Consider the following 13,521-nt stretch of genomic DNA (forward strand, 5'->3'; position numbering starts at 1 on the left):
TCCCAAAGTGTCGATCCGCCCATATCCCCCCTTATCCCAACCCTTATTTTCCAGGAGGCCTATCATGTCCCTTTCAACCGATCCCTTCGCCGTCCCCGGCTCTTCCCGCGCACGCTCAGAGGAGCTGTACGGCGAAGCTCTCCAGCATATCGTCGGCGGCGTCAACAGTCCGAGCCGTTCCTTCAAGGCGGTCGGCGGCGGTGCTCCCGTGTTCATGAAGCGCGCCGAAGGCCCTTATTTCTGGGATGTCGACGGCAATAAATATATCGATTACCTATGTGCTTACGGTCCGATCATTACGGGCCACGCCCATCCCCATATTACGGAAGCGATCAGCCGGGCAGCGGCCAACGGCACGCTCTACGGCACGCCGACGGAGCTTGAAATCAAGCTCGCGCGCATGTTGAAGGACGCCATTCCGTCCATGGACAAGGTCCGCTTCGTCAATTCCGGCACAGAGGCCGTCATGACGACGATCCGCGTCGCCCGGGCATACACAGGGCGCAACAAGATCATCAAGTTCGCCGGCTGTTACCACGGCCACTCCGATCTGGTGCTCGTCGCCGCCGGCTCCGGCCCGTCCACGCTCGGCATTCCGGACAGCGCGGGCATTCCGCAGAGCATCGCCAGCGAAGTCATCACGGTGCCGTTCAATGATATTCCGGCGCTGAAGGCGGCTTTGGAGCGCTGGGGCAGCGAGACGGCTGCCGTCATGGTGGAGCCGATCGTCGGCAACTTCGGCATGGTCATGCCTGAACCCGGCTTCCTCGAAGAGCTGTGCCGCTTGACGCGCGAAGCCGGAGCTCTCGTCATCTATGACGAGGTCATTACGGCGTTCCGCTTCCACTACGGCAGCGCCCAGACCTTCGCCGCATTCCCGGATCACGCCGCCATCGAGCCGGATCTGACCGCGCTGGGCAAAATCATCGGCGGCGGACTGCCGATAGGCGCCTATGGCGGCCGAAAAATCATCATGGAGCAGGTCGCTCCGCTCGGCCCCGCCTATCAGGCTGGCACGATGGCCGGCAATCCGGCCTCCATCGCCTCCGGCATCGCCTGCCTGGAGGTTCTGCAGGAGCCCGGCGTCTATGAGCGCATGGACCGCCTCGCCGCAGGGCTGGCAGACGGCCTGGCCGATCTTGCAGCTCGCCACGGCATTCCACTGACGGTCAACCGGATCCGCGGCGCTTTCTCCACCCACTTCTGCGACCATCCGGTCACGAATTACGACCAGGCGCAGGATACGGACGGCGAGCAGTTCGCCCGCTTCTTCCGCCTCATGCTGGAGCGCGGCATCTGCCTCGCGCCATCCAAGTACGAAGCCTGGTTCCTGACGACGGCGCATGCGGAAGCCGACATCGCCCGGACTCTGGAGGCGGCGGAGGAATCGTTCGCGGCCATGTCGAGCTAAATATCGGCCATGTCGAGCTAAATATCAGCCATGTCGAGCTAGAAGCCCAAAGCATGCTGCCCAAAAAAGAGCGGTCTTCGAAAGTCATTTTTGACTTCCGGGACCGCTCTTTTATGGTGGAAAATCTGGATTCCGTTTATTTGCTCTTCCGGCTGCTTGAGCAGGCTCTAAGGTTTCGAAATGCACTAGAATAAAAAGTGAACACCCGATAACGGAAAGCCAATAATAACCGTAAATGGAAGTGTTCACATGAGTAAGTGAATTAGACGATTTTTCGTCTTATTCCTTGAATTCAGGGTAACTAGGAACGAATTAGACGGTTTTTCCGTCTTATTCCTTGAGCTCAGGGTAAATAGGAACGAATTAGACGGTTTTTCCGTCTTATTCTTAGAGTTTAGGGTAACTAGGAACGAATTAGACGGTTTTTCCGTCTTATTCTTAGAGTTTAGGGTAACTAGGAGCGAATTAGACGGTTTTTCCGCCTTATTCTTTGAGTTTAGGGTAACTAGGAGCGAATTAGACGGTTTTTCCGTCTTATTCTTAGAGTTTAGGGTAACTAGGAGCGAATTAGACGGTTTTTCCGTCTTATTCAATGAGTTTAGGGTAACTAGGAGCGAATTAGACGGTTTTTCCGCCTTATTCCTTGAGTTTAGGGTAAATAGGAACGAATTAGACGGTTTTTCCGCCTTATTCCCTGAGTTTAGGGTAAATAGGAACGAATTAGACGGTTTTTCCGCCTTATTCCCTGAGTTTAGGGTAAACAGGAGCGAATCGTAGATGGAGGTGTTCACTCACATGAGTGAGCAACCGCAGCGGTGCAATCTCCCGCATGTTTAAAGCTATATCCCCTGTCGCGAGGGACGACTTTATCTAGCTAACGTCTGGATCTCTGTACCCATGAAATTGTAGGCTTGGAGCTTGCTCCTCAAATGAAAACGGATCTAGTGCTCGACGCGCTGAAGATGGCTCACGACCCCAAAACGCCCCCGACCGGAACTCTTGCACCACTCGGATCGAGGAAGCTGTGTACACTTCCCACCAATACCGCAGCCAACTCCCTCAGTACAACATGAAGGGCGAATATGAGCCGTGAGGAACTGCTATGACAACGCCAGCATGGGGAGTCTTTTCACAGCTAACCGGAAGCGAATCCACGCTTCTCTTGGGTATCTATCACCTGCTCGTTTGCAGCTGCGTTTAAGCAGATTTCCTAAAATTGTCCGTTACCGACTGTCTACTTTCTTGACGTAGGTCCAAAATAAGCCTTATCGGCCCTCTTCGGGCTGCATGAGCTGGCTCTAAGGCTCAAAAGAAGCCTTATTGGCCCTCTCCGGGCTGCATGAGCAGGCTCTAAGGCTCGAAACAAGCCACATTGCTTTTAGGGGTCAGCCTGATCCGTCCGTAGTAGGCATTCTTTCGATACGTGAATCAGGAGAATCCTCGGATTGCGGTGGGTCGGTTCGGAAAGCACGCATTCATTTTTACGCTCAAATGCTGCGCGGCATCGGCTGAGCCGCCTTGAACCGGATCCATTCCAGCAGCATTTCCCCGCCTCTGGCGGTTGGAAGAGAGCCATTGAGCACGAGATCCGCTTGCCAGCGGGTCGGCTCCACGTAGCCATCATGCCGCGGCCGCACCAGCTCCAAATACTCCCTGACCGTCTCCTCCTGCGTGTACTTGCCGTTCTTGAACTTGCCGAGCCTGCGGGCCAGCCGCTCGTCGGAAGGACAATCGACGAAAATTTTATAATCCAGCCTATCCACCAATTCCTTGATGGCAAACAGCAGAAATCCCTCGATCAGGACGATGTCCTCTTCCTCCAGTGCCTCCCGAAGCTCCCGGCCGACCGCGTCCAGATCCAAGGCGTCCGGATGATTGAAGTCCTCGTACTCTTGGCCGCTGAGCGGGGCGATCGTCCGGGGACGCTGCTCTATGTAGAACTTGTCCATATGGATCACTCGGACGCGGAACTCCGCTAGATTCCCTGCCAAATAGCGGCTCAAGGTCGTTTTCCCGCTGCCCGTACCTCCCGCGATGCCAACGCATAAAGCCATTGCTTTCTCCTCCTGCCGATCTGCACCGTGACTAGCATCCTTCTTGTCTTTGCTCATCCTAACGCTGCTCATCCTGTCGTTGCTCTTCCTCAGAAATTTCTATCTTTCTGTTCCTCATCCTGCTGTCCTATCCTGCTGTTCCTCATCCTGCTGTCTTATCCTGCTGTCCTATCCTGCTGTCCTATCCTGCGTCCCTATTCTATAATCCGCCCCTACTATCCTATCCGGCTGATCCTGTTGTCCCATCCTGTTTTCCTGTTCTATACTCCGGCCCAGCCATTCTGTCCTTCTGTCGCCTTCCTCATGCTCTTCCTGACCTCAGGACCTCAGGACCTCCGCCTCGTCTTTCTCTATCCTAAGCCAGAATAGCTGCTAAGAATAGAGCTTTTGCAAGCAGCGCAAAAGCCCGTCTGCGCTCGTTCCTCCGCAACGTCTAGGAGCAGCCGGGATCAAGAGAGAGGCATATCTGCCGGGCTTGCACATAGGCTACCTAGTAAGGAGGAGGAGACATGATCATACCGCTGAGCATAGCGGCCAGCGCCGCCGCTTTCGTCGTTCTGGTGTTCTTCGTCATCCGTATTCTCAATAAAGGCATGAGTACTCTCAGCGAGACCAACCGCACCCTCTCGGAAGTCCGCAACGCCATACACGGGCTGACCGACGAATCCAAGATGCTGATCCATACGGCCAATCTGATTACTGCCGACGTCAAAGGCAAAATCCGTACGGTAGAGCCGATCTTCGAATCCGCGCATGATGTCGGAGAAGCGCTTCACAGCGTAACGAGAACCGTCAAGCAGGCAGCTGCCGCGATCGGGGACGTGCTCCACCCTGCGGCGGAGACGGAAGCGCCGAAGAAAAAAGCGATCCAGATCAACTTGAAGTAAAGGGGGGATCCGCGATGCCCACGCTTCTAATTCAGCTTTCCTATCTGGTCATATTCATTTGGGCCGTCATCAGCCTCGTCCAGGATCTGCAGCTGCCGCGCAAAGCCTGGCTGCCCGTTCTGCTCCATCTGGCGGTAGCCATCATCACCTTGAACTGGTTCCTCCACTCCATCAACTATTCGCTTTACAGGCAGAACATCTATGCCTCTAATCGTTCACTGGTATACAACAAAAGGTCTAGGACGCTATCGTCCCGGACCTTTTTGCCCTAACGGCGGCTGGCTGGAAATGTCTACCCATCAGCCTAATACCGGTCCGCAATCGTCCCGAATACGGCGGCTTTCAAGTAAGGCTTTCCCTTCAGCGCCTTAAGATGCTCCGCCGTGCCCGTCACGACGACACCCCATATGCGCACATCGCTCGTCTGGGGAGCGGGCTTGTCCTTTCGCAAATAATCGTAAATCCGCTTGTATTCGCCCTCATACTTCCCCTTCTGGTCGAGACCGGCCTGAATCAGCTTCAGAAAATCCTCTTCTGTCGCCGTATCGGGGTGTCGGCCAAAGCCATACACGCCGGTTTCGCTGTCCGGAAACGGGCTGACAGAGCTTCCATCCGGCATTTTTTTCGCTTCATACGGGAAGCGGTTCGAGTAGGTGTCCACCCAATACCATACGGGACCGACATTTTTCCTCCCTTGGCCGGCACTCCAGCTCTTTTCCTTGGCTAAGGAAAAGGAAAAGGCGCAGAGCAGCTTGGCTGCCTTGCGCCTCGGGTCTTCTTGACGAAGGAATAGAAAAAGATCGGGGATTCATAATCCAGACTGTCCGGCATGCTATCCGGCCCGTCCGTTCTCCAGCAGGCCGTATTTTTGTTTGACCCGGCCCATTATTTTCAGCCAGATGCCGGAAAACAGCGTCAGGAAGAACACGTTGGAAAGCGCATGCGCGAGATCGAAATAAAAGCTGGCTGCATAGACCGAGGCGAAGGCCGGCCAGCTCAGCCGGTCGTAAAATCCGAGCAAGGACCACAGATTCATGATCCAGCCGAACAGAAAGCCCCAGCCGAAGCCGAACGCAGCGCGTCCCCAGCGGCTCGCCATGAAGCGGGTATGCCTCAGCAGGCCCGCTGTGAAGCCGATCATGCCCCAGCCGAACATCTGCCAAGGCGTCCATGGACCCTGTCCGAGCATCAGGTTGGAGGCGACCGCAGCGATGCTTCCGACCAGGAAGCCCGTCTCCGCTCCAAAGACGAGCGCCGCCATGATGACGACGAACGAAACGGGCTGCACGCCCGGCAGCGCCGCGAACGGCACGCGGCTCACCGCAGCGATGGCGCCGAGCATGGCGATCAGCAGCAGCTCCTCGGCGCGCAGCCGCCTGCGCTCGAAGCGGATGAAGAACGGAAGCATGACCAGCCCGATCATGATGAGGCTGAGCTGCAGATAGAGCTCTCTCCTCCACAGCACGAGCACGAGCAGCGCGGCGATTCCGCCGAAGCTGAGGACGTACAGTCCTTTGCGCAGAGGCCCGCTCATAACGGCACGTCCTCCAGGACGACGGCGTCCGGATAGAGGCTGCCGGCGGCTCGCTGCACGGCAGTCGTATAGAAGTAATTCTCCCGCATGAAAGAGCGGGTATCCTCGGCTGCCGCCATGCGGCCGTCGAACAGCAGCCCGCAGCGGTCCGCATGGGAAGCGGCGAATTCGACATCATGGCTGACCATCAGGATGGTCGTCCCCCGCCTCCGAAGATCGCCGAGCAGCTCGGCAAGCTTTCCCTTGAAGAGCGGATCAAGCCCCTTGGTCGGCTCGTCGAGCAGCAGCAGGCTGGGATTTCCGAGCAGCACGATCAGCAGGGCCAGCCTCTGCTGCTGGCCGCCGCTGAGATCGAACGGATGGCGGGACAGCAGCCCCTCCAGCTCGAACAGCTCCAGCAGCTCCTGGAGACGGCTCTCCCGCTTGTCCAGGCCGAGCCGCTCCAGCCTGTCGTCCAGCTGCGCCCCGACCGTATCGCGAGTGAAGTACAGCAGCGGGTTTTGGGCGACATATCCGATCGAGCCCGCGCGGCGCTTCTTGAGCAGGCTCTCGCCTTCCAGCGACAGGCTGCCCCGCAGCGGCCTGATGACCCCCGCGATGACCTGCAGCAGCGTCGACTTGCCGCTGCCGTTGCTGCCGAACAAGGCGAACAGCTCACCTTCGCGAATGTCCAGATCAAGCCCTCCGAGCACCATGGGAGCATCCTTCTCATAGGCGAAATAAAGTCCTTTGCCCGTCAGCAGCGGCTTGCCGGGAGGCGCAACAGCCGATGCCGGCTTTCCTTCCGCCATGAACGTTCCGCCACGTTGACCGTCCGCCCCGTCATGCTTGCCTGTCCGCGCCTGCAGCCATTGCTTGCCGTCCCTGACCGTCAGCGGCACAGCGCCGTCCTCTTCGCCCCCTCCGCCCTGCAGATAGAGCCGGGTCGCCGAAGGCAGGAACGCCGCATATTCTCCGTCGCCGGATCGGCCCATCCGGCGGGCGACCTCTCCGGGAGAGCCCGCGTAGGCGATGCGGCCTTCCCTCAGGACGAGAGCCTTCGTCACGAGCGGGAACAGATCCTCGAGCCGGTGCTCGCTGATGATGACCGTGATCGACATTTCTTCGTTTATCCGGGCCAGCAGGCCGATGAATTCCCTCGCAGCGATAGGATCCAGCTGCGCCGTCGGCTCGTCGAGCAGCAGCGCCTTCGGCCGCAGCGACATGACCGACGCCAGGCTGAGCAGCTGCTTCTGGCCGCCGGACAGCTCATGCACTTGCCGATGCAGCCATTCCTCCATGCCGAAGAACGGCACGAGCTCGCCGATCCGGCGCTGGATCTGCTCCGCCGGATAACCGAGGTTCTCCATGGCGAAGACAAGCTCCTGCCAGACCGTGTTCATGACGATCTGGCTGTCGGGATGCTGGAACACCATGCCGATCTCTTCGACAGACCGCCGCGCCGGCAGCTCCTCGATCGACGCTCCGCCATAACGGATGCTGCCTTCCCGCTTGCCCGCCGGCCGCACCTCGTTCTTCAGCTGGCGCAGCAGCGTCGTCTTGCCGCAGCCGGACGGGCCGCATAGGAGGACAAAATCGCCCTCCTCGATATCGACTGAAATATCGTCCAATATCGGAGCGTCGCCGCCCGCATACCGGAAGCTTACATTCTCGATCTGATAATGCGCCAATGCAGACGCTCCTTTCCGTTCATGGCCGGCGGAATCGCCAGAAAGACCGCATAACAGCCCAAGTGGACCCATGCCGTGAGCGATCCGTCCAGCGGCTGAAGCCTGGGAAACACTTCGTAGTCGTGGACGCCGTACAGCCGTCCGATGACGACATTGCTTCCGGCAAGCACGATGAGCCAGAGGAAGGCCCAATCCCGCGTTTCCATCCGGTACCGGACGGCGCTGCTGCGCTTGCCGCTCCCGTACCCGCGCGAGCGCATCGAGGCGGCGGATTGCATCGCCTCCTCCAGCGACCAGGCGACAAGGGTGTGCATCGTCTCCATCCCTTCCCGCATCAGCAGCTTCTTGCGCATGCCGGGGTAGATGTAGCCGAATGCCCGCTGAACGGTCATGATCTGCTTCAGCCTGCGCGTCAGCAGCGGGATGAAGCGGAGCGTCACGGTGACGGCGAACGCCGTTTGGGGCGCAATCGGAGCGGCCAGCAGCAGGAATTTATCCGAGGTGATGACCAGGCTGTACGCAGCAAAGGCGAGCAGGACATTGACCAGAGAGAGAGCGAACAGAGCCCCGTAAACGACGGATTCCTGCGTAACCGGCCGGTCGCGGAAGTAGAACAGAATCGTGGCGCCTCTGCTGGAGAACAAGGGATTGGTGACGAAGATGAGTAAAGCCAGGATGGCATAAACCTTCAAGCCGCGCTTCATGGCCTGTCCGCCGTCGAGAGTCAGATGCAGCGCGATGAGCGCCAGCAGCGTCAATCCCGACATGACGGGATCGGTGAACATCATGCAGGAGACGAGCAGCACCAGGAAATAAAGCATCGCCACGGCGGGATGGAGGCCGGCAAACCCCAGCCTCCTAATCATCGGAGCCCTTGCCGCTTCCAGCTCCGTCGCCGTCCGAGGCTCCGACATCCTTGCCGTAATCGGTCGTGTACACCCAGCGGACCTCATCGCCCGGCTTGAGTACCGACGTTCCGGCGCTGCGGCTCGAGAAGATGCCGTTCACGCTGAACAGCCAGCCGCTGCCCGCTCCCTCGTCGAATTCATACAGATTGCCGATTCCGCTCACATAGGCGGCCGCTCCCTTTCCGCTGTAATCGACGACCAATTTCTGGATGCGCGCTACTTTCTTCAGCACATCCAGCACCGTATCGCCTTCCTCGGCCTCGACCCGGGTCGACTTGAGAATGATGCCCGTCTTGGCCGAGCCGGCAACCGATATCGTGACGGCTTGATCCTGCGGCGGCTTGGCGGCCGGCGCGGAAGGCTTCGGCTTGACGGCGGGGGTTGCCGCCGGGGCCGTCGGCTTGGAAACCGGCGATGCCTGACCGCTTGTCGGCTTCGGCTTGGATGTGCCCGATGCCGCATCTGACGGCGTCGTCGGCTTAGCCGTAGTTGTCGCCGATTCCGTCGGCGCCGGCTTGGCCGTGCCTGCTTCAGAGCCCGGCGTCGCTTGCGGCTGGCCGGAACCGGAAGGCGGCGGGGTTCCCGCTCCTGCCGCTCCTTCTCCCCCGGTCCCGTTCCCGCCCGGCGCAGGCGTTGCCGATGCTGCTGCGCCGCTCGCCTGTGCCGACGCTTCCGGTCCGATGGACGGCTTCGCCGCTGCTCCCGGAGACGGAATGGGGCTTCCCGTAGCCTGCCCTTCCTCGGCCTGCGGCGGGACAAGCCCCTCTGCGGCTCCATCTCCCGAAGCCAGCGCCGTATCGGACTTGCCCGCCAGGGAGGCTTCCTGCCCTCCGGCCGGCTTCGCGAGCGGTCCGGCGCCGTACAGCCAAGCGGTGCCTGCCAAAATCATCACTGCGGCGATAATGCCGATCGCTTTATTCAAACTGTTTCTTCCGTTCATTGCCCTGAAGCCTCCTCTATGCCCGAGCGCTCCCCGGAGCGGACAAGCCAAAAAAGACATCTTTCACGTGAAAGATGTCCGAAAGGGATGCCTCGCCGCGGGCAGGCGTACAGGCAAACAGCCGCTGCCCGCAGCTCTCCCTCCCATCCTCGCGGGAAGCTATGATTCAAGCTTTCTATGGCAGGTCTCCTGGCTTCGCTTCATCGCGCCGCCCTTCCTTCCCATCCCGGCAGGGACAGTGGATGCCTCGGGCAGCCGCTCGGCTTCACAGTGGCGGGACCGCGTCGAATTTCCATCGAACTTCCCTATTAAGCCCCGCAGGCGAAATACCCGCGCAGGCACCATAAAAGCAACTATGCAATTGTAAAAAGTCATCCCTCATTGTAGCAGACTCCGCTTCAAAACACAGTACCCAGTTTGCGGCTCCAAGCGCCGCGACGACCCGGCAGCCGGTTCCCGGATATTCTCCGCCTCCTTCAATGCTTGGCCCACAGCCGCGAAAGAAAGAAAGACAGCCATGCTCGTGAGCAAGGCTGTCTTCAAAAATTCCGGCTGAATCAAGGCTCATCCCGCAGCGTCTGGCTGTAGCTGTCGGACAGCTTCAGCAGCTGAAGGGTGCGGTTGAATTCATCCTCGGTCGTCTTGCGTCCGCCGGTGTCCTTGCCCACGAGAGGGTAGTTGGTGCCGTCCTCGAACGCATTGCCGGGAACGAACACGTCGGAATCCGTAATGACCGAGCCGGTAGGAAGGAAATGCCGCACCGGCAGCATGTTCGGACGTCCCTTGAGATTCAGCAGGTCGGTGCCGAAGTGGATCTGGTCCGCAAGCGGAATTCCCGCCAGATTCGCCACGGTCGGCATGATGTCGATCTGCCCGCCTGTCTCGGTAATGACGGAAGGTCCCGTAACGCCCGGAGCGTGAAGGATGAACGGAATGTTGAACATGTCGGCATAGCTGTATTCATGGCCGATCATCGCATCGATGGACGTCTTTTCATTCTTGTCGAGCGTATAGACGGGCAGACCTTGATGGTCGCCGTAAAACATGACCATGCTGTTGTCCCACATCCCGCTGCTCTTCATCTCGTCGATGAATCGGCCAAGCGCTTGATCCGCGAAGTGCTGCGCCTGCAAATAACGCCCAAGCAGCGTGTCGTCCAAGTTGTCCGGCAAATCCAGCGTCATCTTGGATTCCGGGATATTGTACGGATGGTGGGCGCTCATCGTAATGATCTGAGCGTAGAACGGCTTGCCGGATGCGCTCATCTCCTCCAGCTTCGGCATCGTTTTGGAGAAGAGGACGCTGTCCGAGGCGCCGAACGCCACATGATCGCCGTCTCCGAAATAGCTTTTGTCATAAAAATGCTGCCATCCAAGAGCCGGGTACAGCTCGGAGCGGTTCCAGAACTGGACGTCGTTCGTATGGAATGTCGCCGTCTCGTAGCCGATCTTCTGGAGCAGCTTGGGCAGGCTCGGAAGGCCGTTCTTCGGAAGCGCCTGCACCGCCGGCTCATGCGCGGGAACGTACAGCGACGTGTTGACCACATACTCGGCGTCGGAGGTCGTGCCGGAGCCCGCAGAGCTGTAGAAGTTCTTGTAGTAGTAATTCTCATCGGCGAGCTTGTTGATATTCGGCGTGACTTCCTGGCCGTCCACCTTGAGCCCGACCAGGAAGTTCTGGAACGATTCCATCTGGATGATGATGACGTTCTTGCCTTTCGCGGCGCCGAAGGCATCCGGATTCGGGCTGGCGGAAATACCCTTGAGCTCGTCGATCGCCGCCTGGGTGACCGGAACCGTCTCGGTCTCCTGCTTGTCGATGCCGTCCGACAGCAGCGTATAGAATTCGTAATTGAGGATGCCCATTTCCTCCGCCTGCTTGCTTTCGTTCATGCTGGCCCGGTTCGGCCAGATATCGAAGACGCAGAGAGCAACGGAAAGGACGAGAATGCCAAGCACCGCGGGCTTCCGGTACGGCAGCAGCCTGCTGGCGTCATATCCGGATTTCTTCTTCATCCGCAGCCGCACTTGCAGGAACAGCAGAATGATGATGTCGGCGAAGACGAGCAGATAATAAGGATCCATCAAGGAATACGTGCTTTCCCCGACCTCGGTCACTTTGCCCGCCTGGTTGAGCTGATGGTAGGTGACGATGACGCCGTAATACTTGAAGTACATCAGAACCGCGAAATACAGGAAAGTGAATGCCAGATCCGCCAGAGTGTAATACAGCAGCTTGCGTTTGGAAGCCAGCCACTCAATCAGGCAGAATACGGCCCACATGAACGGAATCTCCGTCAGCAGCATGGTCCAGCTGGGACCGTCTTCGAACACGATATACCAGGCCAGAGCGCTCTTGGCCAGCAGAATAAGGGTAAACAGCAAAAAACGGAGGTTGCCCAGCCGTAAAATGATCTTCATTTCGACATGACTTCCTTACCTGTAGAATGATGGAATGAGAACGTGAAATCGGACGGATTCGCTTCGAACGCCGCCAACGCCATATATCATACATCCGGTTATTTAAGCAGTCAATCAAATCATGGCTCCTTGTCAGGAATCTTTTGGAAATGGGTATAGACCCATAAACTAGGAGGGCATGTCATGAAACAGGGGGCAGAGGCTGGCAAGATCCCGAACTCAAGAGCCGGGTTGGCAAGCAGCGTGCAGCCGCCTCCCGGCTCACAGGCTTGCCCCTCGGACCGGCAAATCGGAACGCAAAAAATCCCCGCTCCTCATCGTGAGGCTGCGGGGATTTCCGCGGCTGTTTACTTCTTGGAGGCAAGCCAGTCGGTCAGCGCGGTGATATCCGCGTCGCTGAGCGTTCCTTTGTAGGCCGGCATGCCTCCGCCTCCATTCTCGATCTGATGGCGGATCTTCTCCGCCGACTCGCTGGCGCCGATCTTCTGCAGGTTCGGGCCGACGCCTCCCCCGAGATCAGCCGCATGGCAGCTGATGCAGTTGGACTTGTACACTTCCTCCGCATGAGCGGTCGTCGTGCCGCCATTGCCGGCCGGCGTCGCTTCACCGGCGTTTCCTGTCCCGCCGTTGTTCTTGTTGCCTCCGCCGCAGGCGGCAGCCGCAAGCACGAACAGAGCCAGCACGGCCGCGAGAAGCCATTTTTTCTTAGGATCCATCGGTACATGCCTCCTTCGATTATCCTTTCGGATACAAGTAGAATCCCCGAATTTTCCTTCCTCATGCTTGTTCTTCGCATGCTGCGAATTCCTTTTGTGCATAAGGCTTCCTTCATTCGGAGAATCTATTCCTGTACCTGGAAACCGCCGAGGCAAGAACTGCCATTCTGCCGGCGGCCCGAACCGGTGAAGGAGGTGCTGCCCAATGTCCGCGCAGGAGGAATGGATCCGCCATCTGGAGGAGCTGCGGCGGCGATTGATCGTGGTCGGAGCTTGCTTTGTCACCGCATTTTGCGGCGGCATGTACGCCTCCCCCCATTTGCTGAAGCTGATCCGCTCGCATGCCGGAACAGACGTTCAATGGAATGTGTTCGCCTACACGGATGGATTGTTCGTCTACTTGCGCTGCGCGACGCTTTTCGCCCTCGTGCTCGTGCTGCCGGTCGTTCTGTTCCAGCTGTGGGCTTTCGTGAAGCCCGGGCTCACCGACAGGGAGGCCAAGGGGACGCTGATGTACGTTCCGGCCTCCTTCCTGCTCTTCTTGACGGGTCTGGCCTTCAGCTATTGGGTCGTGTTCCCGATGATGCTGGATTTCATGCAAAAAATGAACCGGACGGTAGGCGCCGTGGAAACGTACGGCATCGACCGCTACTTCTCTTTCCTGTTCAGCGTCGTGTTCCCGCTCGCGCTTGCTTTCGAGATGCCGCTCGTCATTCTGTTCCTCACCCGGATCGGCATGCTGACTCCGGCCAGGCTCAAGCAGACGCGCAAATACGCCTATCTCGGCCTGGCCGTCGTCGGCTCCTGCATCTCGCCGCCGGATTTCGTCTCCCATCTGTCGGTGACGATTCCGCTCGTTGTACTGTACGAGATCAGCGCGTTCCTGTCTGTCAGGCTCTATAACCGCCGAGCGCAGCCCGTCGCCTCCCCGTGAGGCGCCGAAGGCGCATGCCGGCTGATATCTGATCGGAAAGGAGACCA

The 13,521-nt window shown here is 58.6% G+C and carries 12 protein-coding genes and 1 riboswitch; of the genes, 4 read left to right on the forward strand and 8 right to left on the reverse strand.

Translation table 11 applies throughout. The features are described from left to right. Window positions 1–64 precede the first annotated feature (64 nt). Window positions 65–1,411 carry a glutamate-1-semialdehyde 2,1-aminomutase gene (locus ACLBWT_RS09135; RefSeq protein ID WP_447662765.1) on the forward strand — a complete coding sequence of 449 codons (1,347 nt, stop codon included), beginning with the start codon at window positions 65–67 and terminating at the stop codon, window positions 1,409–1,411. A gap of 1,487 nt (window positions 1,412–2,898) precedes the next feature. Here the strand turns inward: ACLBWT_RS09135 and ACLBWT_RS09140 are convergent. Continuing rightward, window positions 2,899–3,465 carry a uridine kinase family protein gene (locus ACLBWT_RS09140; RefSeq protein WP_447662766.1) on the reverse strand — a complete coding sequence of 189 codons (567 nt, stop codon included), beginning with the start codon at window positions 3,463–3,465 and terminating at the stop codon, window positions 2,899–2,901. Window positions 3,466–3,974: 509 nt separating this feature from the next. On the opposite strand from ACLBWT_RS09140, the gene ACLBWT_RS09145 reads away from it, so the two are divergent. Both ACLBWT_RS09145 and ACLBWT_RS09150 read left to right on the forward strand, forming a co-directional pair. Then, window positions 3,975–4,352, forward strand: coding sequence for a DUF948 domain-containing protein (locus tag ACLBWT_RS09145; RefSeq protein WP_447662767.1), 378 nt, complete (start codon window positions 3,975–3,977; stop codon window positions 4,350–4,352). A 14-nt stretch (window positions 4,353–4,366) separates the two neighbouring features. Further along, window positions 4,367–4,624: a hypothetical protein gene (locus ACLBWT_RS09150; RefSeq protein WP_447662768.1), complete on the forward strand. Its 258-nt coding sequence runs from the start codon at window positions 4,367–4,369 to the stop codon at window positions 4,622–4,624. A gap of 32 nt (window positions 4,625–4,656) precedes the next feature. On the opposite strand, the gene ACLBWT_RS09155 is transcribed toward ACLBWT_RS09150, so the two are convergent. The 7 genes from ACLBWT_RS09155 to ACLBWT_RS09185 form a co-directional block, all read right to left on the reverse strand. Continuing rightward, a complete protein-coding gene (locus ACLBWT_RS09155; protein WP_447663088.1) occupies window positions 4,657–5,160 on the reverse strand; it encodes an anti sigma factor C-terminal domain-containing protein in 504 nt (167 codons plus the stop codon). 24 nt (window positions 5,161–5,184) lie between these two features. Continuing rightward, window positions 5,185–5,886, reverse strand: a complete 702-nt coding sequence (locus ACLBWT_RS09160) for an ECF transporter S component (protein ID WP_447662769.1) — start codon at window positions 5,884–5,886, stop codon at window positions 5,185–5,187. Next, window positions 5,883–7,556, reverse strand: coding sequence for an ABC transporter ATP-binding protein (locus tag ACLBWT_RS09165; protein WP_447662770.1), 1,674 nt, complete (start codon window positions 7,554–7,556; stop codon window positions 5,883–5,885). Before ACLBWT_RS09165 ends, ACLBWT_RS09160 begins: the two co-directional genes overlap by 4 nt. Then, complete coding sequence (locus tag ACLBWT_RS09170; RefSeq protein WP_447662771.1) at window positions 7,529–8,422, reverse strand: energy-coupling factor transporter transmembrane component T; 894 nt, start codon at window positions 8,420–8,422, stop codon at window positions 7,529–7,531. Before ACLBWT_RS09170 ends, ACLBWT_RS09165 begins: the two co-directional genes overlap by 28 nt. Next, on the reverse strand, window positions 8,415–9,404 hold the full coding sequence (locus tag ACLBWT_RS09175) for a DUF4430 domain-containing protein (protein ID WP_447662772.1): 990 nt from the start codon (window positions 9,402–9,404) through the stop codon (window positions 8,415–8,417). The genes ACLBWT_RS09170 and ACLBWT_RS09175 overlap by 8 nt, the downstream gene beginning before the upstream one ends. A gap of 161 nt (window positions 9,405–9,565) precedes the next feature. After that, window positions 9,566–9,765, reverse strand: a riboswitch (cobalamin riboswitch). A 196-nt stretch (window positions 9,766–9,961) separates the two neighbouring features. Then, window positions 9,962–11,824, reverse strand: coding sequence for an LTA synthase family protein (locus ACLBWT_RS09180; protein WP_447662773.1), 1,863 nt, complete (start codon window positions 11,822–11,824; stop codon window positions 9,962–9,964). A gap of 347 nt (window positions 11,825–12,171) precedes the next feature. After that, window positions 12,172–12,540: a c-type cytochrome gene (locus tag ACLBWT_RS09185; protein WP_447662774.1), complete on the reverse strand. Its 369-nt coding sequence runs from the start codon at window positions 12,538–12,540 to the stop codon at window positions 12,172–12,174. Window positions 12,541–12,745: 205 nt separating this feature from the next. Here ACLBWT_RS09185 and tatC point away from each other — a divergent pair, with 205 nt between their 5' ends. After that, window positions 12,746–13,474, forward strand: a complete 729-nt coding sequence (tatC, locus tag ACLBWT_RS09190; RefSeq protein WP_447662775.1) for a twin-arginine translocase subunit TatC — start codon at window positions 12,746–12,748, stop codon at window positions 13,472–13,474. The last annotated feature ends 47 nt before the right edge of the window (window positions 13,475–13,521 follow it).

The sequence above is a fragment of the Paenibacillus sp. D51F genome, from assembly GCF_053345695.1.

Excerpts from the sequence above, each read along its gene's own strand:
- ACLBWT_RS09135 (WP_447662765.1), top strand. The coding sequence starts at position 65 with ATGTCCCTTTCAACCGATCCCTTCGCCGTCCCCGGCTCTTCCCGCGCA.
- ACLBWT_RS09140 (WP_447662766.1), bottom strand. The coding sequence starts at position 3,465 with ATGGCTTTATGCGTTGGCATCGCGGGAGGTACGGGCAGCGGGAAAACG.
- ACLBWT_RS09145 (WP_447662767.1), top strand. The coding sequence starts at position 3,975 with ATGATCATACCGCTGAGCATAGCGGCCAGCGCCGCCGCTTTCGTCGTT.
- ACLBWT_RS09150 (WP_447662768.1), top strand. The coding sequence starts at position 4,367 with ATGCCCACGCTTCTAATTCAGCTTTCCTATCTGGTCATATTCATTTGG.
- ACLBWT_RS09160 (WP_447662769.1), bottom strand. The coding sequence starts at position 5,886 with ATGAGCGGGCCTCTGCGCAAAGGACTGTACGTCCTCAGCTTCGGCGGA.
- ACLBWT_RS09170 (WP_447662771.1), bottom strand. The coding sequence starts at position 8,422 with ATGATTAGGAGGCTGGGGTTTGCCGGCCTCCATCCCGCCGTGGCGATG.
- ACLBWT_RS09175 (WP_447662772.1), bottom strand. The coding sequence starts at position 9,404 with ATGAACGGAAGAAACAGTTTGAATAAAGCGATCGGCATTATCGCCGCA.
- ACLBWT_RS09180 (WP_447662773.1), bottom strand. The coding sequence starts at position 11,824 with ATGAAGATCATTTTACGGCTGGGCAACCTCCGTTTTTTGCTGTTTACC.
- ACLBWT_RS09185 (WP_447662774.1), bottom strand. The coding sequence starts at position 12,540 with ATGGATCCTAAGAAAAAATGGCTTCTCGCGGCCGTGCTGGCTCTGTTC.
- tatC (WP_447662775.1), top strand. The coding sequence starts at position 12,746 with ATGTCCGCGCAGGAGGAATGGATCCGCCATCTGGAGGAGCTGCGGCGG.